Origin of the sequence: Streptomyces sp. NBC_00162, from assembly GCF_024611995.1 — a bacterium.
GTDB lineage: Bacteria > Actinomycetota > Actinomycetes > Streptomycetales > Streptomycetaceae > Streptomyces.
Genome location: NZ_CP102509.1, coordinates 5,231,112 through 5,251,465, shown reverse-complemented (window position 1 = coordinate 5,251,465; position 20,354 = coordinate 5,231,112). Strand labels below are relative to the sequence as shown.

Sequence of the window (20,354 nt, the reverse complement as noted above, 5' to 3'; positions counted from 1 at the left end):
CAAGCTGATGTAGGAAGTCGGGGGATCGAATCAATCAGGAGTTAGTCAGTGAGCGCCATGTCTCTTGCCCTGCTGCTGACCACGGCCGCTGCCACGGCCGTGGGCGCTGCTGCGCTGCACGCCGTCCACGGTCTGCGTAAGCAGGTCACGGCCCTGCGCGGTGAGCTGGCCCTGCCGGTCCAGTCGCGCGGTGCGACCGTGCCGCACGCCCGCAGCGCCGTGGAGTCCCCCGCCGCCGAGATACGAGCCGCCGTGGCCGAAGCCCTCGCCGAGGAGCGCGAGCGCGAGCTGGCCGAGGCGCGTGCCTTCTGGGCCGCTCAGGAGGCCCGTGACGCCGCCGACGCGTCCCCCCGCTTCGCCGGGGAGACCCCCGGAGCGCTGCTGGGCGGCCTGCCCGGCCTCGGCGAGGACAGCCCCGTCTTCCTGCCCCGCCAGGCCGACCTGGTGGGTCTGGAGCCGGCGCTGGGCGAGGAATCCCTCGAGGAGTACCCCGAGGACTCGGCCGAGCTGGCCGCAGCCCGCCGGCGCCACCCCTCGCACCCCGACTTCGTGCCGGTCCAGTCGCACCCCGGCGCGGACCACGAGCGCACCGTCAGCCGCCTCGAGGAGCTCGCGGAGGCCCGTACGGCCCTCGCGGACGTCCGGCCGGGCCCCCTGGGCACCCTGGACGTGTACGTCTTCACGGACGGCACCACGCTCTGCATGACCCCGGGACACCGGGAGACCGCGGAGCGGCTCGCCGAGGCCCTGCGTTCGGGCACCGCGCCGGTGCTGCTGGGCGGCTCGGGCATCTCCGGCGCCTACGCGCTCACCTTCTCCTGCGGTGACGCCGAGGACCCGGACAGCAACGTCTACATCCTCGCGGACCGCGTCATCGCATCGCTCTGACTTCCGCCTGCTCCACCCGTCGCACGGCCTCGTCCAGCATCTCGGACGGGGCCTTCGCGCTGCCCCCCTCGCCTGCGGCGCGCAGCGCCTGGGCGAGGTCCTGCCCGGCCACCGCCACCTGGTCCCCGACGACGAAGATCCCCGCGTCCGGCATCTCGTGCGGCGGGAGGTCCTCCAGGTTCCGCGCCCGCGCGGCGAGATCCCGGGCCAGCTCCAGCGCCGCGGCGGCGGCTCCTTGCTGGAGGCGGCTCTGCGGCGCGGCCCGCAGCCGGTCGGCGAAACGTTCCACGACGGCGGTCAGGGGCGAAGTATCAAGCACCCGGCCGACCTTACGCGCCGTCCCGGCACCATTGCCAACGGGCGAACTCTCCGGCACGGTGGCGTGAAGAGAACAGCACGGCGATACCTCCGGAGGCGCCCATGTCCGTAGAGTTCTCCGAGCAGACACACCGCAACATGATCGACAGAATCCCCCAGTGCACCGGTCGTGAGCTCTCCGACTGGCTCCGTACCGTCGACGAAGGCCCCTCCCTCGTCCGGTTCGAGGAGAAGGTCAGCTGGCTGCGCGGCGCGCACGAACTGTCCTACGGCCAGGCCAAGGCGATCATCCACGAGTACGACCTGCGCAGAGCCGCCCGCCGGTTCGGCTGAGCCCTCCCCCCGACTCCCGTACCTCCTAGATGCGGGAAGGCCCCGCGAGCGGATTGCTCGCGGGGCCTTCCCCATGCTGTGCGCAGGCCGTACGGCGTGCGGGTCCTGCTAGTCGTTGCCCGAGAGGATCTGGAAGATGCGGAGCATCTCCAGGTAGATCCACACCAGGGTCAGCGTCAGGCCGAAGGCGGCCAGCCATGCCTCCTCGCGCGGGGCTCCGTACGTCAGGGCGTCCTCGACCTGCTTGAAGTCGAGGGCGAGGAAGCACGCGCCGAGGATGACGCCGATGGCGCCGAACAGCAGGCCGAGGCCGCCGCTGCGGAAGCCGAGGCCGTCACCGCCGCCGAAGAGCGCGAACAGCGAGTTCGCGACCATGAGCAGGATGAAGCCCATGGCGGCGGCCATCACGAAGCCGGTGAAGCGCCGGTTGACCCGGATCCAGCCCATCTTGTAGGCGAGGAGCACGGCGGCGAAGACGCACATCGTGCCCATCACGGCCTGGATGACGACACCCGCGCTGAGGTAGGTGCTGGTCGCCGCGCTGATGACGCCGAGGAAGACACCCTCCAGCGCCGCGTATCCCAGGATCAGGGCCGGGACCGGCTTGCGCTTGAAGGACTGGACCATGGCCAGGACGAACGCCACGAGGGCCGCGCCGATGGCGATGCCGTACGACTTGCCCAGGTTGGCCGGGTCGACCGGCAGCAGGATCCAGGACAGGGTCGCCGTCAGGATGAGCACACCGAGCGTCATGCCCGTGCGGCTCACGACGTCGTCCATGGTCATCGCGTTGGCGCGCACCGGTGCCTGCGGCATGCCCGTGGCCGGGTCGGTCGCATACGGGTTGGTCGCGTACGGGTTGGTCGCGGTCCCGGCCTGCTGGTGCTGGCGCGCGTCGAACCCCGCGTAGCCACCGTTGTCGCGGCTGAACCCCCGTCGCGAGAAGACCGGGTTACTGCTCCTCATCTCACTCCTCCGTGGCCACCGAGCGCGGCCTTGCAACAAGAGTAATGCGCTCGCAAAGAAAGCACCCTACTGCTGAAGGAGGATCTTAGGAGAAGGCAGGGCGAAGCGCAGGGGATAAACCGTCCGACCCTCGCGCCTACGGAGTGCCCGGAGCCGGACTTGAACCGGCACGGCCCGAAGGCCAGCGAGGTTTAAGCTCGCCGTGTCTGCATTCCACCATCCGGGCAGGGCGTGGCGGCCCCCGTGGAAAAAGCCTTGAACGCTGTGCCGAGCCTATCCGGAACGGTCTTGTCGCCAACGGGCCGTCTATCCGATGTTGTCTGATTTTATTGGCGCTTGAGGGGTCGTCAGACGCGAGAACGCACGGTCGGCTGCTTCTCGGCGACGATCACGCCCGACCTGGGAATGACGGGATTTCGATGGCCTGTCCAGGTTCGGCGCCGGGCCCGCGCCACCCCCGCGCGCCACCCTCCCCGCCACCCCCGCGGCTCCGCCCGGTCGTCAGGGCCCTGTCATACCAGAGGAGGAGGCGGACGCGCCCGCGGTCAGACTCGAGTGGCCCTGGGAACGGGCACCGCGGCTGATCCGGAGCGGGGGTGGGCACGGCGACGATGGAAGCGTCCCGCAGATGAGCAGACCGACGCCGGTCCGCAGCCCCCGCCCCGACAGGAGTCGCTTCCGTGACCACCACGAACTACGCCCCGCACACCACCCAGGCCGTGGCCGCCCGCGCCACCGGCCTCTCCAAGGTGTACGGCCAGGGCGAGACCCAGGTGGTCGCCCTCAACAACGTCTCCGTGGACTTCGCGCAGGGCCAGTTCACCGCGATCATGGGCCCCTCGGGCTCCGGCAAGTCCACGCTGATGCACTGCGTCGCCGGCCTGGACACCTTCTCCGCCGGATCGGTGCGCATCGGCGAGACCGAGCTGGGCTCCCTCAAGGACAAGCAGCTCACCCAGCTGCGCCGGGACAAGATCGGCTTCATCTTCCAGGCCTTCAACCTGCTGCCGACCCTGACGGCCCTGGAGAACATCACGCTCCCCATGGACATCGCCGGCCGCAAGCCCGACAAGCAGTGGCTGGACGCGGTGATCAGCATGGTCGGCCTCTCCGACCGCCTCTCCCACCGCCCCACCCAGCTCTCCGGCGGCCAGCAGCAGCGCGTGGCCGTCGCCCGCGCCCTGGCCTCCCGCCCCGAGATCATCTTCGGCGACGAGCCCACCGGAAACCTCGACTCCCGCTCCGGCGCCGAGGTCCTCGGCTTCCTGCGCAACTCCGTCCGCGAGCTCGGCCAGACCGTCGTGATGGTCACGCACGACCCGGTCGCCGCCTCCTACGCGGACCGCGTCATCTTCCTCGCCGACGGCTCGATCGTCGACGAGATGATCAGCCCCACCGCCGACAGCGTGCTGGACCGCATGAAGGCGTTCGACGCCAAGGGCCGCACCAGCTGACCCGGGGTCACCCTCAGGGGGTGTCCGGTCACCCCCCAGCCCTCCTCCAGACTTCCAGCCCCAGGACTGAGACCCCATGTTCCGTACCGCCCTGCGCAACGTGCTCGCGCACAAGGCCAGGCTGCTGATGACGGTGCTCGCCGTCACCCTCGGCGTCGCCTTCGTGTCCGGCACCCTCGTCTTCACCGACACCCTCAAGAAGTCCCTCTCCAGCCAGTCCGCCAAGAGCTACGACGGCGTGGCCGTCTCCGTCACCGCCTACGGCCAGACCCGCGGCGACAACGGCGAGAAGGAGGGTGAGCCGGGCCTCAGCCAGGCGACCCTCGACAAGGTCAAGGCCCTGAACGGCGTCGACTCCGTCTCCGGCCGCGTCTCCGGCTTCGCCGGCGTGGGCGACGAGAACGGCAAGCTGATCGGCGCCGGCTGGTCCAACAAGGGCTCCAACTACACGCCCGTCAAGGACGGCAAGGACCCGCGCTACGCCTTCGCCCAGGGCGCCGGCCCGGTCAAGGCCGACGAGGTCGCGCTCGACAAGGCGACCGCGGACAAGGGCAAGTACCAGGTCGGCGACAAGGTCCGCGTCGCCACCAACGGCCCGGTCAAGGAGTACGCCCTCGCCGGCGTCTTCACCACGGAGGACGGCGCGGTCCAGGCCGGCGGCAGCCTGGTGCTCTTCGACACCAAGGTCGCCCAGGAGCTCTACCTCAAGCCCGGCTACTTCAGCGAGCTGTCGGTGGCCGCCAAGTCCGGTGCCTCCGCCGACCAGCTGCTCGCCGAGATCAAGCCGCTGCTCGACAGCAAGAACACCAAGGCGCAGACCGGCGCGGCGCTCGCCGCCGAGCAGGCGAAGGACATCGAGAAGGGCCTCAGCCAGATGAGCACCATGCTGCTCGTCTTCGCCGGCATCTCGCTCTTCGTCGGCATCTTCCTCATCTACAACACCTTCACCATGCTGGTCACCCAGCGCACCAAGGAGCTGGCCCTGCTCCGCGCCGTCGGCGCCAACCGCGGCCAGGTCATGCGCTCGGTCCTCGCCGAGGCCCTGGTCGTCGGCATCCTGTCCGCCGTCGTCGGCCTGCTCGGCGGCATCGGCCTGGCGATCGGCATCCGCTCCCTGATCGGCTCCTTCGGCGCCAAGCTGCCTGGCGGCGGCCTCGTGATCGCGCCGGGCACCATCGTCGCGGCCCTGGTCGTCGGCGTCCTGGTCACCACGGTCGCCGCGGTCCTGCCCGCCTGGCGCACCGGCCGGATCGCCCCGGTCGCCGCCATGGGCAGCGCCCACCTGCCGGCCAGCTCGAAGTCCCTGGTCCTGCGCAACGTCATCGGCTCCGTCCTCGGGCTCCTCGCCGTCGGCCTGGTCCTGCTCGGCGTCTCCCAGGGCGGGGACGAAGGCCGCATGCTCATCGGCGCGGGCGCGTTCTTCATGCTCATCGGCATGATCGTGCTGCTGCCGCTGCTCTCCCAGCCGGTCATCGGGGCCGTCCGCCCCCTGCTGCAGAAGGTGTTCGGGGTCCCCGGCAAGCTGGCCGCGCAGAACGCCGTGCGCAACCCGCGCCGCACCGCCGTCACCGCCGCCTCCCTGGCGATCGGCCTGACCCTGGTCACCACCCTGTCGGTGCTCGGCATCACCGTCGGCAAGGTCGTCGACCGCATGAGCACCGAGAAGCTCCGGGCCGACTACAAGGTCTCCATGTCGGACGACATGGGCAGCCTGGACAAGTCGGTCGCCGAGACCCTGGCCAAGACACCCGGGATCAAGGCGGTCTCCCCGCAGGCGGCGGGCTACTTCAAGGTCGGCGAGGACTTCCGCTCGGCTTCCGGCGTCACCCCCTCCACCATCGGCCAGATGCTGAACATCGAGGTCACCAGCGGTTCGCTGGACAGCCTCGGCAAGGGCGAGGTCGCGGTCGCCGAGAAGGCGGCGAAGAAGCAGAACCTCGCCGTCGGCTCCACCCTCCAGGTCATGTTCGACGACGGCCAGAAGGACTCCCTGAAGGTCGGCGCCGTCTACAAGGACATGGAGGGCCTGCTCTCCCCGTACGTCCTCGACAACAAGATCCTCAGCGAGCACAGCGAGGACCAGTACATCCCCGAGGTGTACGTCAACGTCGACGGCGGGGCCTCCAAGGCCGGCCAGCAGAAGGTCGTCGACGCCCTCGGCAAGAACCCGGCGATCACCGTCGCCACCCAGCAGGACATGCGCAACGAGATGGGCGGCATGATCAACACGATGCTGAACATCATGTACGGCCTGCTCGGCATGGCGCTGATCATCTCGGTGCTCGGCGTGGTCAACACCCTGGCGATGTCCGTCTTCGAGCGGACCCAGGAGATCGGCATGCTGCGGGCGATCGGCCTCGACCGGAGCCGGGTCAAGAACATGATCCGCCTGGAGGCCGTGGTGATCTCGCTGTTCGGCGCGGTCCTGGGCGTCGCTATCGGCATCTTCCTCGCCTGGGCCGTCGGCAGCACGCTGGCGAAGTCCATGCCGAACTACGAGCTGGTCCTCCCGTACGACCGGATCGGCGTCTTCCTCCTGCTGGCCGCCGTGGTCGGTGTCCTGGCCGCCATGTGGCCGGCCCGCAGCGCCGCCCGGCTGAACATGCTCACCGCCATCAAGACGGAGTAGCGGACCGGCGGTTCAGGACGTGCGGAAGGGCCCCGGGGCGCATGCCCCGGGGCCCTTCCCGTCATCCGTTTCACGCGCCCCAGGTGCGCAGCCGCAGCGGCAGCCCGGAGTCGCCGCCCGCCCCCGGCCGTACCGCGAGGACCTGGTTGACCCCGAGCCGGCCGTGCTCGAAGCCGAGCGCGGAGGCCGCCATGTAGAGCAGCCACACCCGGGCCCGGCCGGGCGAGGTGAGACGTACGGCCTCGTCCCAGTGGGCCTGCAGGCGCGCCACCCAGGCCCGCAGGGTCAGCGCGTAGTGCTCGCGCAGCGCCTCCACGTCCCGGACCTCGAAGCCGGCCCGCTCCAGTTCGCCGACGGTGCTGCCGAGCGGCGAGAGCTCCCCGTCGGGGAAGACGTAGGCGTCGATGAACTCGTCGACCCGGTAGGCCGCTTCGTCGGGCTCCGGGGGCCGGGCGATCTGGTGGTTCAGCAGGCGGCCGCCGGGGCGCAGCAGGGCGTGCAGGGTGCGGGCGTACTCGCGGTAGCGGTCGCCGCCGACGTGCTCGGCCATGCCGATGGAGGAAATGGCGTCGTACGGACCGTCCTTGACGTCCCGGTAGTCCTGGACGCGGATCTCGATCCGGTCGGCCAGGCCCTCCTCGGCGACCCGCTTGCGGGCGTACGCGGCCTGCTCGCGCGAGAGCGTGATGCCGACGGCCTGGACCCCGTACTCCCGGGCGGCGTGCAGGGCCATGGAGCCCCAGCCGCAGCCGACGTCGAGGAGCCGGGCGCCGGACGTGAGGGCGAGCTTGCGGCAGACCAGGTCGAGCTTGTCGCGCTGGGCCTCCTCCAGGGTGGCCCCGGGGTTCCAGTAGGCGCAGGAGTACACCATGGACGGGCCGAGCACATGACCGTAGAACTCGTTGCCGACGTCGTAGTGGTGGCTGATGGCCGCACGGTCGCGGCCCTTGGTGTGGACGGGCCCGCTGCGGCGGGCGGCCTCCTCGGGCGGCGGTGCGGGCGCGGGCCACGGCCGGGCCAGCGCGGCGAGGTCCCGTACGGCGGCCCGCGCGGCCGGGTCGCGCAGCAGCGCCAGGGTGCTGCCGGCCTGGGCGAGGCGGGCGTGCTTGGGCGTCCCGGCGGGCGGGGCGGCGGCGTCCCGCTCCCAGAGCAGCCCGGCCACCCGGTCCAGCAGTTCGAAGAGGTCGCCCTCGACGATCAGGTCCCCGGCGACCCAGGCGCGCGCCAGGCCCATCTCGCCCGGCTTCCACAGCATGCGGCGAAGGGCGCGCCGGTGGGTGAGCACCAGGGTGGGGCCGGTGGGCGGACCGGCCTCGCTGCCGTCCCAGGCCCGTATGCGGACGGGCAGGGGGGCGCCCAGCAAGGTCTCGGCGAGTGCGGCCAGCCGCGGCGCGGCGTCGGTCATCGTAGGCACCTCCAGAAAGCTCCGACGAAACGGCCTACCCATTCCCGGTCCGGGACATGCCGAAGGGGCCGCCCGCACCACGGATGGCGGGCGGCCCCTTCGGGGACGTGCTGGGGGTGTTCCGGTCAGGCCCGGGTCAGGAGGCCTTGGCCTTCTGGGCGGGTGCCGAGGAGGCGGCCGGAGCCGGGGCCGGCTTGGCGGCCTCGTAGAACTCCTCGCGCGGGGTCTCCAGCGCACCCAGCGAGACGACCTCGCGCTTGAGGAACATGCCGAGGGTCCAGTCGGCGAAGACGCGGATCTTGCGGTTCCAGGTCGGCATGGCCATGCCGTGGTAGCCACGGTGCATGTACCAGGCGAGCCGGCCCTTGAGCTTGATCTTCATCTTGCCCATGACGATCATCGCGACGCCCTTGTGGAGGCCGAGGCCCGCCACCGCACCCTTGTTGGAGTGCGAGTACTCGGTCTGCGGGAAGCCCCGCATGCCCGAGATGACGTTGTCGCCGAGGACCTTGGCCTGGCGCAGCGCGTGCTGGGCGTTCGGCGGGCACCAGGCGTTCTCGACGCCGGCCTTGCGGGCGGCCATGTCGGGAACCTGGGCGTTGTCGCCGGCGGTCCAGATGTAGTCCGTGCCCTTGACCTGGAGGGTGGGCTCGGCGTCGACGTGGCCGCGCGGGCCCAGCGGCAGGCCGTAGCGGACCAGCGCCGGGTTGGGCTTGACGCCCGCGGTCCACACGATGGTGTTGGAGTCGACCTCGAGGCCGTTCTTCAGCACCACGTGGCCGTCCACGCAGGAGTCCATGGAGGTGTTGAGGTAGATCTCGATGCCGCGGGACTCGAGGTGCTCCTTGCCCCAGGTGCCGAGCTTGGGCCCGACCTCGGGAAGGATCTTGTCGGCCGCGTCGACCAGGATGAAGCGCATGTCCTCGCGCTTGATCGTGGCGTAGTACTTCGCGGCGTCGCGGGCCATGTCCTCGACCTCGCCGATGGTCTCCGCGCCGGCGAAGCCGCCGCCCACGAAGACGAAGGTGAGGGCCTTGCGGCGGACGTCCTCGTCCGTCGTGGACTCGGCCTTGTCGAGCTGCTCGAGGACGTGGTTGCGCAGGCCGATGCCCTCTTCGACGCCCTTCATACCGATGCCCTGTTCGGCGAGGCCGGGGATCGGGAAGGTGCGGGAGACGGCGCCGAGCGCGATCACCAGGTAGTCGAAGGGCAGCTCGTACGCCTCGCCGACCAGCGGCGTGACGACGGCGACCTTGCGGTCCTGGTCGATGCTGGTGACCCGGCCGGTGAGAACCTCTGCCTTGGGCAGCACGCGTCGCAGCGGGACGACGACGTGCCGAGGCGAGATGCTGCCTGCGGCCACTTCGGGGAGGAAGGGCTGGTAGGTCATGTACGACCGCGGGTCGACGACCGTGACGGTCGCCTCGCCATAGCGCATCTTCTTCATGATCCGCTTGGCCGCGTACAGGCCTACGTACCCACCTCCTACAACGAGGATCCTGGGACGCTCCGTGGTGCTCATGAGAACGAGTATCCAGCACCCAAAGGGGTGTCGCTCGTGAGCCCCTTCACAAGGTGTCGGAGGGCCTCTGCTACACTCCGCCGCCCACGTGACCGAGGTCATGGCGCACAACGGGAACCACGGTGTAACGGGAGTCGTTGTTCACCCGTCCTGAACTGGCCTCCAGCCTCTCAAACGGACTGGACCAGAGGGGCTCGTCCATACCTCCGATACGGAACCCGTCGCGTCCGCCGATCGCACGAACGGCCACGAAAAAGGGCCCGAGGGCCTCGGGAGGGGCCCGAAAGGCCCTTCCGTTGGCCCAGCAGGCCTCTTTTCCTTGTGAAGAACTTCACGAACTTCGTGTGGATCACGGCACCCAGGACCCCTGCGAGGCCCCTCAGGGGACCCCTTCAGGGCCCTCCCGAGGCCTCTACAGCCCCTCGTCCGCCCGCCGTTCAGGCAGCGGACCAGGCGATCCCGTCGAGGATGTCGTGCTCCGAGACGATGACCTCAGAGGCGCCGATGCGCTCCATGATCGCCAGGAGGACCAGGGCGCCGGCTCCGATCACGTCCACCCGGCCCGGGTGCATCACGGGGACGGCCGCGCGCTCGGCGTGGGTCGACGTCAGCATGCGGCCGGTGATCTCGCGGACCTGCTCGTAGGAGATCCGGGAGTGGTGGATGACCTCCGAGCGGTACTCGGGCAGCCCGAGCGCGATCGCGGCGACCGTGGTCACCGAGCCGGCCAGGCCCACCAGCGTGCGGGCCTCGGCCAGCGGGACCGTCTCGGCGGCCAGGTCCAGCGCCGCCTCGACGTCGGCCCGGATGGCGGCCACCTGCGCCTCGGTCGGCGGGTCGGTGACGACCCCGTCCACCACCAGGTGGCGCTCGGTCATCCGGACGCAGCCCACGTCCACGGAACGGGCCGCCCGCACGTGCTCCTCGCCGACCACGAACTCCGTCGAGCCGCCGCCGATGTCCACCACCAGGAACGGCCGCTCCAGGTGTTCGTGTGCCACGAGCTCCTTGGTGGCCCCGGAGAAGGAGAACTCCGCCTCCTGGTCCCCGGAGATCACCTCGGGCTCGACGCCCAGGATGTCCAGGACCCCCCGGACGAAATCGTCCCGGTTCTCGGCGTCGCGCGAGGCCGAGGTGGCCACGAAGCGGACCTTCTCCGCGCCCAGCTCCTTGATCACCGCCGCGTACTCGCGGCAGGCCGCGAAGGTGCGCTCCAGCGCCTCCGGAGCGAGCCGCCCGGTCTTGTCCACGCCCTGGCCCAGCCGGACGATGGTCATCCGCCGGTCCAGCTCGACCAGCTCGCCGGTGCTCGGATCGCAGTCGGCGACGAGCAGGCGGATGGAGTTCGTACCGCAGTCGATGCCGGCGACCCGCGTCACCGCGACTCTTCCTTCTTCTCCGCCTTCTCCGCGCACGGGGTGACGCAGGCGCCCTTGGCCCACCACTCCGGCAGCATGGCGAGGGCCTCGTCGCCGAACGGGTTCACGCCCGGGCCCGCGGCCAGCGAGTGGCCGACCAGCACGTGCAGGCACTTGACCCGGTCCGGCATCCCGCCGGCGCTGGGGAAGCCCTGGAGCACCTCGATGGCGTCGCGGCGCCGGATGTAGTCCTCGTGGGCGGCCTGGTAGGCCGCGGCGAGCTCGGGGTCCTCGGCGAGCCGGGCCTGCATCTCCTTCATCACGCCGTTGGCCTCGAGCGTGCCGATCGCGGAGGCCGCGCGCGGGCACGTCAGGTAGTACGTCGTCGGGAAGGGGGTGCCGTCGGGGAGCCGCGGGGCGGTCTCCACCACGTCCGGCTGACCGCAGGGGCAGCGGTGGGCGATGGCGCGCAGCCCGCGCGGCGGGCGGCCGAGCTGCTGCTCGAACGCCTCGATGTCCGCGTCGGTCGGCTCGGTCCGGTCGGTCTGGGGCGGGGGCGTCTGCATGCCTGGAGGAAGTCTCTTCGTTCTCGTGGATGGGTACTGCGGTACGGATTCAGTCGCCGGGGCGGTCGGCCTTGTCGACGCCGTCCCAGACGTTGGAGTACCAGGGGCGGTCGGACCCGGCCTGGCCGGTCCGGTGCCGCTCGGCCGCCGCCTGGGCCCCGGGGTCGGTCATGATGTAGCCGATCTCCCCCGGGCGCAGGAAGTGCAGGTGCCTGCGCGCCTGCTGCTCCGCGTAGGCGTTGTCCTGCCAGCGGGCCTTCTCGTCGCGGAGCCGCTCCAGGCGGTCCCGCGCGGCGGCGGCGGCCCGCTGCTGCTCCGCGATCTCCGAGCGCTGGGAGACGTACTGGCGCATCGGATACGCGAGGGCGACGACCAGCGTACAGAGGACGAGCACCAGGAGCGCGGCGCGGCCGGTGAGCCGGCTGCGGCGGACCTGGCGGCGCGACTGCGAGCGGTAGACATGGGCGGCGGTCCGCTCGCCGAGCTGCTTGAGTCTGGTCGCGGTGGAGAAGGTGGAGAACCGATCCCGGTTCCCGGCCATGGTCCCGCCTCCCCTGTGTGCGCACTACGCAATACGTCCCCGCACACGGTACGGGACCGAGTGCGGGGACGTACGGAAGCCGGGGCGTGATTAGCCCTTGAAGCGCGGGAAGGCGCTGCGGCCCGCGTACACCGCGGCGTCGTCGAGGATCTCCTCGATGCGCAGCAGCTGGTTGTACTTGGCGACGCGGTCCGAGCGGGCCGGGGCGCCGGTCTTGATCTGACCGCAGTTCACGGCGACGGCGAGGTCGGCGATGGTGACGTCCTCGGTCTCACCGGAGCGGTGCGACATCATGCACTTGAAGCCGTTGCGCTGGGCCATCTCGACGGCGTCGAGGGTCTCGGTCAGCGAACCGATCTGGTTCACCTTCACGAGCAGGGCGTTCGCGGAGCCCTCCTCGATGCCGCGGGCCAGACGCTCCGGGTTGGTGACGAAGAGGTCGTCGCCGACGATCTGGACCTTGGAGCCCAGCTTGTCGGTGAGGGTCTTCCAGCCGGCCCAGTCGTCCTCGTACAGCGGGTCCTCGATGGAGACCATCGGGTACGCGGAGACGAGCTCCTCGTAGTACTCGGTCATCTCGGCGGCCGAGCGGGACTGGCCCTCGAACTCGTACTTGCCGTCCTTGTAGAACTCGGACGCGGCGACGTCGAGCGCGAGCGCGATGTCCTTGCCCGGGGTGTAGCCGGCCTGCTTGATGGCCTCGACGATGAGGTCGAGCGCGGCGCGGTTGGACTCCAGGTTCGGGGCGAAGCCGCCCTCGTCACCGAGACCGGTGGAGAGGCCCTTGGTGTGCAGGACCTTCTTGAGGGTGTGGTAGACCTCGGCACCCCAGCGCAGCGCCTCGGAGAAGGACTCCGCGCCGATCGGGGCGATCATGAACTCCTGGATGTCCACGTTGGAGTCGGCGTGCGACCCACCGTTGAGGATGTTCATCATCGGAACGGGCAGCAGGTGCGCGTTCGGGCCGCCGAGGTAGCGGAAGAGCGGAAGGTCCGAGGCCTCGGACGCGGCGTGCGCGACGGCGAGGGACACGCCGAGGATGGCGTTGGCGCCGAGCGAGCCCTTGTTGTCGGTGGCGTCCAGGTCGAACATGGCCTGGTCGATCAGGCGCTGCTCGGTGGCGTCGTAGCCGACGAGCTCCGGGCCGATCTGCTCGATGACGGCGAGGACGGCCTTCTCGACACCCTTGCCGAAGTAACGGTTGGGGTCACCGTCACGGAGCTCGATGGCCTCGAATGCACCGGTGGAGGCGCCGGACGGAACTGCAGCACGGCCGGTGCTGCCATCGTCGAGGCCCACCTCGACCTCGACCGTGGGGTTGCCTCGGGAGTCCAGGATTTCCCGGGCTACGACGACGTCGATGGACGGCACGAGCATCTCCTTCTGGGATGTGACGCTGGATGTGCGGTGGCGTCAGGCCGTGGGATGGCCTTGCCGCCTAGAGCCTAACCGGCTCCGGGCACTCGACCGGCCGACCGCCCGGGTCCTGGGACGAAAAAGGGTCCGAATACCCCTCTTCCGGGACATAGGACTCTTGATCATCGGGGTTCTGCCCGCACAAAACGCCGCCGCCCGGCGCGTGGGGGGAGACGCGCCGGGCGGCGGGATGGTGCGTGTTGCTCGAAGACGCCGCGGCTATTGCCGCAGTGTTCAGCTGAGCTTCAGCTTCTGACCCGGGAAGATCAGGTCGGCGTCCGAGACGATGTCCTTGTTCAGCTCGAAGAGCTTCTCCCAGCCGCCCTGAACGCCGTTGGCCTCGGCGATGAGGCCCAGGGTGTCGCCGGACTTGACCTCGTACGAGCCGTTGCCGGTCTTCGGGGCCGGGGCCTCGGAGCGCTCGGAACGGGTGGTCGGGGCCTCGGAGCGCTTGGTCTCCTTCTTCGGCTCGGTCTTCTTCGGCTGAGTCTTCTTGGGCTCGGTCTTCTTCTCCTGCTTCGGGGTCTCGGTCGAGCCGCCGCCGGTGTAGGAGGAGTTCGACAGGCCCACGCCGCAGGACGGCCAGGCGCCCTTGCCCTGGCCCTTGAGGACCTTCTCCGCGATGGCTATCTGCTGGCCCTTAGAGGCCTGGTTGGCCTGCGCGGCGTACGACTTGCCGCCGTACGCGGCCCACGTGGAGGACGAGAACTGCAGGCCGCCGTAGTAGCCGTTGCCCGTGTTGATGGACCAGTTGCCACCGGACTCGCACTGCGCGACCTTGTCCCACTCGGACGCGGTGGCGGCGCTGGCGGTACCGGCGGCCATCAGGGGGGCGGCGACGGCCACACCGGCGACACCGGCGAGCGTGACGATGCGGACGGCCTTGGAACCGCGGCGGTGCTTGCCCTTGCCGGAAAGCAGCATGGAGTTTCTCCTCACCGACGCCTACGAGGTGAGCTGTCGGGTTCGGGCGAGTGAGTTGCCCGGCCGTGCGACCTAGCGCACGTCTTAACCCCTAGCCGGTGGCGTGACCGTCTCTCAACGGCCGCTCCCGGCACCTACCTTGGTTCCCCCGCTCCTGCCTTCGGCGCTTGACGCGACGACTGTTTCCTCCGTCCGCCGGCAGGATTCGGCGATGCGGTCGAAGGAGCCCGCGGTGGCGAGCGATTCAGAAGGTAGACAGGTCCCTCCCCGATGTTCAACGAGCACCATCGGGGAGAAACGGCCCCTACTTGCGTCCTTCGCACGGGTGTTTGCGCAGGTGAGGGCAGGGTTTGCGGAAGCCCCCGGGCGGGACACGCCAGTTGACCGGAAGAGACACATGTCTCACTTACAGAAAACGGACAATCAACTCTTTCTGCCCGCCCGAAGTGCCCCTATTACAGGCTTAGATCCAGGTTCTGACCGGGCTTGATCAGATTGGCGTCCCCGCCGATGACCTGCTCATTGGCCTCGTAGAGCGCGTTCCAGCCGCCCTTGAGTCCCTTGGCGTCCGCGATGCCCGTCAGGCTGTCGCCCGCCTTGACGGTGTAGACGGGCGCCGACGCGGCATCAGATCCGGCCGGTGTCTCGGCGGCCGGCGCGCCGCGGTGCTTGCCGCCGCCCTCGGGGGTCGTCACGGGAGGTGCGGTCGGGTCGGCCGAGGCGCCCGGGGCGCCCGGAGTGGCCGGTGCCGTCGGGTCGGCCGGGGTCACGGGGGCGCCCGGGGTCACCGGGGGCTGGCCCGGGGTGGTCGGCGGCGTGGTGGGCGGCGTGGTGGGCGCGCCCGGGTCCGTGGGGCCGGTCGGCGCGGTCGGGTCCACCGGGGCCGGGGCCGTGGTGGGGTCGTCCGGCGAGGGCATGACGGGCAGTCCGAGGGACGGCGAGAGCGGGCTGTCGGGGAGCTCGAACGAGGGGCTGCCGGACGGGCTCGGCGCGGGATCGGTCGGAGCGCCGAAGTCCGTGGACGGCTTGCCGCGACCGGTGGTGGGCACCTTGTCGTCCGGGCGGGACGGCGCGGTGGCGGTCCCGGAGCCGCCGGGCAGGCCGGGGTCGACCTCGGCGGCGGGGCTCTGGCCGTCCAGCCCGGCCGAAGCCGCGCACAGCGGCCACGCCTGCGGACCCTGGGAGGCCAGTACGCGCTCGGCCACGGCGATCTGCTGGGAACGGCTCGCCAGGTCGGCCCGCTTGGCGAAGTCGAGGCCGCCGGAGTTCTTCCACTCCTCCTGCGTGAACTGCAGGCCGCCGTACTGGCCGCTGCCGAAGTTGGCACTCCAGCTGCCACCGCTCTCGCATTCGGCGACCTTGTCCCACGTGGCGGTGTCGGCCGCGGAGGCACTGGTGGCGGCAAGAAGCGGCAGGGCCAGCGCGGAGCCAGTGACTCCGGCGGTGACGACTATCGCGGGCACCTGACGGGGGCGTCTGTGACGGCCGTTCCCGGAACGCATGAGGCTGCACCTTTCGCATAACGGCTGGGTAACGGCAGAACCTAGCGGCCTTCGAACGATTGTCACAACTCCGGTCGACAACTGACTTCGGGTCAGTTGCCCTTCAGATGTTTCGGGGAGTAAAGCGCACGGGAAGGGTGCGCAGGCCACGCATGATCAGTCCGCCGCGCCAGCGCAGCTCCTCGGGCGGAACGGCGAGTTCCAGATCTGGCAGACGCGTGAGCAAAGTCGCAAGCGCCGTCTGTCCTTCAAGTCGTGCGAGCGGAGCACCCAGGCAGTAGTGGATGCCGTGCCCGTATCCGAGGTGCTGATTGTCGGTGCGGGAGAGGTCGAGGGTGTCCGGCTCGGCGAACCGCGCGGGGTCGCGGTCGGCGGCGGCGAGGACGACCAGGACCGGGTCCCCGGCCGCGACCGACTGCCCGCCGAGGGTCAGCGGCTCGGTGGCGAACCGCCAGGTGGCCAGCTCCACGGGGCCGTCGTAGCGGAGCAGTTCCTCGACGCCGGTCTCCAGCAGGCCGCGCTCGCCGGCCGCGAGGGAGGACTGGAGTCGCTCGCGCTCGCCGGGGTTCATGAAGAGGGAGTGGACCCCGTTGCCGATGAGGTTCACGGTGGTTTCGAAACCGGCGAAAAGCAGGATGAAAGCCATGGCGGTGGCCTCGGCCTCCGTCAGGTGGTCACCGTGGTCGCTCGCCCGAATCAGGTCGGAGATGAGGTCATTGCCCAGATCATCCCTTTTGCGGTGGATGAGTTCACCGAGATAGGTGCGCATCTGCTTCACCGACCGGGCGACCCCGCCGCGCGGACCGCCGCCGTGGCGGATCATCATCCCGGCCCAGTCCCGGAAGTCGTCCTGGTCCTCGCGCGGTACCCCGAGCATCTCGCAGATGGCGTAGATGGGGAGCGGGAAGGCGAACTCGTGGATGAGATCCGCCTCCCCCTTCTCAGCGAACCGGTCGATGAGGTGGTCGGTGAGCTCCTGCACGCGCGGGGTGAACTCGGCGACCCTGCGCGGGGTGAACGCCTTCGACACCAGCCGCCGCAGCCGGGTGTGGTCCGGCGGGTCGATGTTGAGCAGGTGCGTCATCAGCTCCGCCTTGCGCTCCCCCGGGATCCCGGTCTTGCCCTTGGCGTGCGCGGGCTCCGCGTGGTGCGCCGGATTCTTGCTGAGCCGCTGGTCGGCAAGGGCCTGGCGGGCGTCGGCGTACCGGGTGACCAGCCAGGCCTCGACCCCGCTGGGGAGCTTGGTGCGGTGCACCGGGGAGTGCTCGCGCAGCCAGGCGTAGGCCGGATAGGGATCGGTCGCGAACTCCCAGTCGAACAGGGTCGGCCCCTGTCGGGAAGGGGAGGCCGAAGGGGTGTCGGCGGGGGTGTCGGCGGGGGTTGCGGGGGTCTGCTCGTGCACCCGATGACCGTATCCCGGCTCCCGGCCCCGATCCCATATGGGTGCTTCGTCGCGGCTGTCCGCAGATCCGCCGTCGCTTGACCTCACCTCGCCCGGCACTCCTACCTTCGGTTCTGTGGATGTGAGGATCTTGAAAAGCAGCTTCGCGGTGGTGGAGAGACGGGCCGAGCACGCGGTCAAGTTCTTCTACTCCCACCTCTTTTGGCACAACCCCGGAGTCCGTGAGCTCTTCCCGGCCTCCTTCGAGGACATGGAACGGCAGCGGGACCGGCTCTTCGCCGCGCTCACCCATGTGATCGCCCATCTGGAGAACGAGAGCCTCGTCCCCTATCTCCGCGACCTGGGCCGCGACCACCGCAAGTTCCGGGCCGGGCCCGAGCACTACGCGGCCGTGGGCGCCAGCCTGCTCGCCGCCCTCGCCGAGACCTCCGGCGAGGCCTGGACCCCGCAGGTGGAGAAGGCCTGGGCCGAGGCGTACCAGGTGATCGCCGACGCGATGACGGCCGGCGCCGCCGCGAGTGACGACCCGCCGTGGTGGGACGCGGAGGTCGTGCGCCACCTCCAGTACGGGGAGGACATCGGCGTGCTGACCCTGAAGCCGCACGCCCCCTTCCCCTATCTGCCCGGCCAGTACACGAGCGTGAGCAGCGAGCGGGTCCCGACGACCTGGCGCACGTACTCCATCGGCAACGCCCCCCGCCCCGACGGCACCCTGGACCTGCACGTCAGCCGGATCGAGCGGGGGCGGCTCAGCACCGCCCTCGTGCGCGACGTACAGCCGGGCGACACGCTGCGGCTCGGCGCCGCGGGCGGGCAGCTGACCTTCCGCCGCGCGGACCGCCCGGCCAGCCTGATCGCCGCCGGGACCGGCTGGGCGCCGGTCCGGGCCATGCTGGAGGACCTCGCCGAGCACCCTCCCGATCAGGACGTACGGCTCTTCGTGGTCGCGCGGGACGCCTCGTACCTCTACGACCGCCCGCTCATCGACGAGTACGCCGCCGCCTGCGGCTGGCTCGGTGTCACCTACATCACGCCCGCGCCCGGGCAGCACCGCAACCAGGCCACCGACCGGCTGGCCACCGCGCTCAGCAACCGGGGCCTGTGGCCCGACCAGGACGTCTACCTCAGCGGACCGCCGCATTTCATCGAGCGGACCGCCTTCCTCCTGGAGGAGCTGGGCGCCCGCCCCGGCCGGATCTTCTACGACTCCATACCCGCCGCCGCCGAGGACCACGGCGTGAACGGCCGTCCGCTCGGCTTCGGGGAGTGGTTCCTGAACCGCCCGTCACCGCACTGGCACAACCCCTCCGGCCGCTCGCCGAGGGACTTCTAGATACGGCTAGTTGCCGGGGGCTACTCGCCGACGCCCTCGGCGGCCCGGATCGCGTCCCGGTAGACGCGGGCCGCCGCGCGCAGTGCGGTCTCGGGGTCGATCCCCGCCGCCTCGGCGCGCGCCGCCAGCTCCAGCAGCTCGTACCCGATGCCCTCGCCGCGGGGCAGCTCCACGGCCAGACCGCCCGAACGGACCCGCCCGGCGAGCTTGGCCGCGAGCGCGAGCCCCGGCTGGCCCAGCGGAATCCCCTCCGTGACGGACTCCCGGCGCTTCTCGGCCGCCTTCGTGCGCTGCCAGTGCGCGCTGACGTCCTCCGGGGTCTCGGCCTTCTCCTCGCCGAAGACGTGCGGGTGCCGGTGGATCAGCTTCTCCACGAGGGTCCCGGCCACGTCGTCGATGGAGAACGCCTCGTCCGGCTCTTCGAAGTCCTCCGCGATCCGGGCGTGGAACACCACCTGGAGCAGGACGTCCCCGAGCTCCTCGCGCAGCTCTTCCCGGTTCCCGTCCTCGATGGCCTCGACCAGTTCGTACGCCTCCTCGATCGCGTACTTGGCCAGGCCCCGGTGGGTCTGCCGGGAGGTCCACGGGCACTCGCGCCGGACCCGGTCCATCACCTGGACCAGGTCGAGCAGGCGGGCGCCCGGCAGGTCGTACGAGCCGGGCAGCAGTTCCAGGTCGGGCATCGCGACCCGGCCCGAGCCGGCGAGGCGGGCCAGCCCGTCGGTGAGCCGCTGATCGCCCTCGCCGCTCAGGAGCACCACGGCCGTGCCGCCCCCGGCGCAGGCCTCGACCAGCGCCTGCGCGTCCGGACTCTCGTGAACGACCTCGACGCCCGCTTCCCGCAGGTACGGGAGCTGCGGGTGGCCCGGGTCGGCGCAGAGCACCCGGTCCGCGGCGTGCAGGGTCTGCCAGGCGGGCCAGGACAGCACGCCGGGGGCGACCCGGTGGCTGGTGGTCAGCAGGACGATGCGGCCGGTGGGCTCGGCCGTGGTGGATTCGGAGGGGTCGTGGTCGGTCACCCTCCGAACCTACCTCCGGTCGGGTCGGTCAGGCTCCGGCGGGTGCCTGCTCGGGCCGGGTCCGCTGGACGATCCAGGGGGTCTCCCCGACGCCGAGCTTGATCTGCTGGACGTCGAAGGAGCCGTAGCGCGGATTGACCTCGATGTGCAGGGCCTTCGCGGCGGTCCTGGCGGGCTCCTCCAGCTTCCCGTTGCCGTACTTGGCGGTCAGCTTGGTCAGCAGCACCCGGTCCCGGAGGAAGCGGTCGACCTGGCCGGGAGCCATGGCGCCCTTCTGCAGCAGCAGTGCCTCGAACTGCTCGGCCCCCTTATTCTCCTCGACGTACGCCTGGCGCTCGTCCTCGATCTCCTTGGCGGATACGGAGATCCCGGCGGTCTTGGCCATCTTGTCGATGATGTGGCTCTGGAGCATCGAGTCGAGCTTCTGGCGCTCCAGGTTGGGGGTGCTCGCGATGAGCTCGGCCGCGGCCTGCCCGGTGCGGTTCTGGGCGGCGCGCACATCGTTCACCTCGGCCTGGAGGGCGGAGGTGGTGATCCGTTCACCGCCGACGACGGCTGCGGTACCGGGGCGCGCCTGCCCCGAGCAGGCGGACAGCAGGGGGGCCGCCAGGAGCAGGGCGGTGGAGACGGAGAGCGCAGTGCGACGGTGCAAAGGAGCCTCCAGGGCCGGGAGATTGTGCGTCGGTGCACAAGCCTTGCGGTGATCGATGTTATGCAGTCAGGGTGGTCCGAGCCACCGGTTCGACCAACGATTCCCGTGGTGTTGAGGTGTGCGTTC

General features: G+C 70.5%; 18 protein-coding genes, 1 tRNA gene and 1 riboswitch. Of the genes, 5 read left to right on the top strand and 14 right to left on the bottom strand.

Features of this window, described 5'->3' with window-relative positions; genetic code table 11:
• Window positions 1-57 precede the first annotated feature (57 nt).
• Window positions 58-888: a hypothetical protein gene (locus JIW86_RS24470; protein ID WP_215139472.1), complete on the top strand. Its 831-nt coding sequence runs from the start codon at window positions 58-60 to the stop codon at window positions 886-888.
• Here the strand turns inward: JIW86_RS24470 and JIW86_RS24465 are convergent.
• The gene (locus JIW86_RS24465; RefSeq protein ID WP_257556040.1) at window positions 872-1,207 is read right to left on the bottom strand and encodes a hypothetical protein; all 336 of its coding nucleotides are present in this window, start codon (window positions 1,205-1,207) and stop codon (window positions 872-874) included. The genes JIW86_RS24470 and JIW86_RS24465 overlap by 17 nt on opposite strands.
• Before the next feature lie 101 nt (window positions 1,208-1,308).
• On the opposite strand from JIW86_RS24465, the gene JIW86_RS24460 reads away from it, so the two are divergent.
• A complete protein-coding gene (locus JIW86_RS24460; RefSeq protein WP_215139438.1) occupies window positions 1,309-1,539 on the top strand; it encodes a DUF4287 domain-containing protein in 231 nt (76 codons plus the stop codon).
• Between the two features lie 108 nt (window positions 1,540-1,647).
• Here the strand turns inward: JIW86_RS24460 and JIW86_RS24455 are convergent, their stop codons facing one another.
• Both JIW86_RS24455 and JIW86_RS24450 read right to left on the bottom strand, forming a co-directional pair.
• On the bottom strand, window positions 1,648-2,505 hold the full coding sequence (locus JIW86_RS24455; protein ID WP_257556038.1) for a Bax inhibitor-1/YccA family protein: 858 nt from the start codon (window positions 2,503-2,505) through the stop codon (window positions 1,648-1,650).
• A 144-nt stretch (window positions 2,506-2,649) separates the two neighbouring features.
• Window positions 2,650-2,731 (bottom strand) — tRNA-Leu (locus JIW86_RS24450).
• 454 nt (window positions 2,732-3,185) lie between these two features.
• On the opposite strand from JIW86_RS24450, the gene JIW86_RS24445 reads away from it, so the two are divergent.
• Window positions 3,186-3,959 carry an ABC transporter ATP-binding protein gene (locus tag JIW86_RS24445; protein ID WP_257556036.1) on the top strand — a complete coding sequence of 258 codons (774 nt, stop codon included), beginning with the start codon at window positions 3,186-3,188 and terminating at the stop codon, window positions 3,957-3,959.
• Window positions 3,960-4,035: 76 nt separating this feature from the next.
• Window positions 4,036-6,588 carry an ABC transporter permease gene (locus JIW86_RS24440; RefSeq protein WP_257556034.1) on the top strand — a complete coding sequence of 851 codons (2,553 nt, stop codon included), beginning with the start codon at window positions 4,036-4,038 and terminating at the stop codon, window positions 6,586-6,588.
• 70 nt (window positions 6,589-6,658) lie between these two features.
• Here JIW86_RS24440 and JIW86_RS24435 read toward each other — a convergent pair whose 3' ends face one another.
• The 9 genes from JIW86_RS24435 to JIW86_RS24395 form a co-directional block, all read right to left on the bottom strand.
• Window positions 6,659-7,993, bottom strand: a complete 1,335-nt coding sequence (locus tag JIW86_RS24435; protein WP_257556031.1) for an SAM-dependent methyltransferase — start codon at window positions 7,991-7,993, stop codon at window positions 6,659-6,661.
• Window positions 7,994-8,129: 136 nt separating this feature from the next.
• Window positions 8,130-9,515 carry an NAD(P)/FAD-dependent oxidoreductase gene (locus JIW86_RS24430; protein WP_257556029.1) on the bottom strand — a complete coding sequence of 462 codons (1,386 nt, stop codon included), beginning with the start codon at window positions 9,513-9,515 and terminating at the stop codon, window positions 8,130-8,132.
• Window positions 9,516-9,952: 437 nt separating this feature from the next.
• Window positions 9,953-10,894: a Ppx/GppA phosphatase family protein gene (locus JIW86_RS24425; protein ID WP_257556027.1), complete on the bottom strand. Its 942-nt coding sequence runs from the start codon at window positions 10,892-10,894 to the stop codon at window positions 9,953-9,955.
• Window positions 10,891-11,439 (bottom strand): DUF501 domain-containing protein, encoded by a 549-nt coding sequence (locus tag JIW86_RS24420; protein ID WP_215139447.1) that lies wholly within the window; start codon window positions 11,437-11,439, stop codon window positions 10,891-10,893. Before JIW86_RS24420 ends, JIW86_RS24425 begins: the two co-directional genes overlap by 4 nt.
• 49 nt (window positions 11,440-11,488) lie before the next feature.
• Window positions 11,489-11,980, bottom strand: a complete 492-nt coding sequence (locus JIW86_RS24415; protein ID WP_215139448.1) for an FtsB family cell division protein — start codon at window positions 11,978-11,980, stop codon at window positions 11,489-11,491.
• Window positions 11,981-12,070: 90 nt separating this feature from the next.
• A complete protein-coding gene (gene eno, locus JIW86_RS24410) occupies window positions 12,071-13,357 on the bottom strand; it encodes a phosphopyruvate hydratase (RefSeq protein ID WP_073919099.1) in 1,287 nt (428 codons plus the stop codon).
• A gap of 273 nt (window positions 13,358-13,630) precedes the next feature.
• Window positions 13,631-14,320, bottom strand: coding sequence for a transglycosylase family protein (locus JIW86_RS24405; RefSeq protein ID WP_257556023.1), 690 nt, complete (start codon window positions 14,318-14,320; stop codon window positions 13,631-13,633).
• A gap of 3 nt (window positions 14,321-14,323) precedes the next feature.
• A riboswitch (cyclic di-AMP (ydaO/yuaA leader) is annotated at window positions 14,324-14,496 on the bottom strand.
• 279 nt (window positions 14,497-14,775) lie between these two features.
• On the bottom strand, window positions 14,776-15,822 hold the full coding sequence (locus JIW86_RS24400; protein ID WP_257556021.1) for a transglycosylase family protein: 1,047 nt from the start codon (window positions 15,820-15,822) through the stop codon (window positions 14,776-14,778).
• Between the two features lie 103 nt (window positions 15,823-15,925).
• Window positions 15,926-17,224 (bottom strand): cytochrome P450 family protein, encoded by a 1,299-nt coding sequence (locus JIW86_RS24395; protein WP_416237594.1) that lies wholly within the window; start codon window positions 17,222-17,224, stop codon window positions 15,926-15,928.
• A 121-nt stretch (window positions 17,225-17,345) separates the two neighbouring features.
• On the opposite strand from JIW86_RS24395, the gene JIW86_RS24390 reads away from it, so the two are divergent.
• Complete coding sequence (locus tag JIW86_RS24390; protein ID WP_257556019.1) at window positions 17,346-18,557, top strand: globin domain-containing protein; 1,212 nt, start codon at window positions 17,346-17,348, stop codon at window positions 18,555-18,557.
• Between the two features lie 20 nt (window positions 18,558-18,577).
• On the opposite strand, the gene JIW86_RS24385 is transcribed toward JIW86_RS24390, so the two are convergent.
• Window positions 18,578-19,576, bottom strand: coding sequence for a nucleoside triphosphate pyrophosphohydrolase (locus JIW86_RS24385; RefSeq protein WP_215139455.1), 999 nt, complete (start codon window positions 19,574-19,576; stop codon window positions 18,578-18,580).
• 28 nt (window positions 19,577-19,604) lie between these two features.
• Window positions 19,605-20,228, bottom strand: a complete 624-nt coding sequence (locus tag JIW86_RS24380) for a SurA N-terminal domain-containing protein (protein ID WP_215139456.1) — start codon at window positions 20,226-20,228, stop codon at window positions 19,605-19,607.
• Between the last annotated feature and the right edge of the window lie 126 nt (window positions 20,229-20,354).

What these genes read in the sequence shown, in the direction of transcription:
- JIW86_RS24470 (WP_215139472.1), top strand. Translation starts at nt 58, where the DNA reads ATGTCTCTTGCCCTGCTGCTGACCACGGCCGCTGCCACGGCCGTGGGC.
- JIW86_RS24460 (WP_215139438.1), top strand. Translation starts at nt 1,309, where the DNA reads ATGTCCGTAGAGTTCTCCGAGCAGACACACCGCAACATGATCGACAGA.
- JIW86_RS24455 (WP_257556038.1), bottom strand. Translation starts at nt 2,505, where the DNA reads ATGAGGAGCAGTAACCCGGTCTTCTCGCGACGGGGGTTCAGCCGCGAC.
- JIW86_RS24440 (WP_257556034.1), top strand. Translation starts at nt 4,036, where the DNA reads ATGTTCCGTACCGCCCTGCGCAACGTGCTCGCGCACAAGGCCAGGCTG.
- JIW86_RS24435 (WP_257556031.1), bottom strand. Translation starts at nt 7,993, where the DNA reads ATGACCGACGCCGCGCCGCGGCTGGCCGCACTCGCCGAGACCTTGCTG.
- JIW86_RS24430 (WP_257556029.1), bottom strand. Translation starts at nt 9,515, where the DNA reads ATGAGCACCACGGAGCGTCCCAGGATCCTCGTTGTAGGAGGTGGGTAC.
- JIW86_RS24420 (WP_215139447.1), bottom strand. Translation starts at nt 11,439, where the DNA reads ATGCAGACGCCCCCGCCCCAGACCGACCGGACCGAGCCGACCGACGCG.
- JIW86_RS24415 (WP_215139448.1), bottom strand. Translation starts at nt 11,980, where the DNA reads ATGGCCGGGAACCGGGATCGGTTCTCCACCTTCTCCACCGCGACCAGA.
- eno (WP_073919099.1), bottom strand. Translation starts at nt 13,357, where the DNA reads ATGCTCGTGCCGTCCATCGACGTCGTCGTAGCCCGGGAAATCCTGGAC.
- JIW86_RS24405 (WP_257556023.1), bottom strand. Translation starts at nt 14,320, where the DNA reads ATGCTGCTTTCCGGCAAGGGCAAGCACCGCCGCGGTTCCAAGGCCGTC.
- JIW86_RS24400 (WP_257556021.1), bottom strand. Translation starts at nt 15,822, where the DNA reads ATGCGTTCCGGGAACGGCCGTCACAGACGCCCCCGTCAGGTGCCCGCG.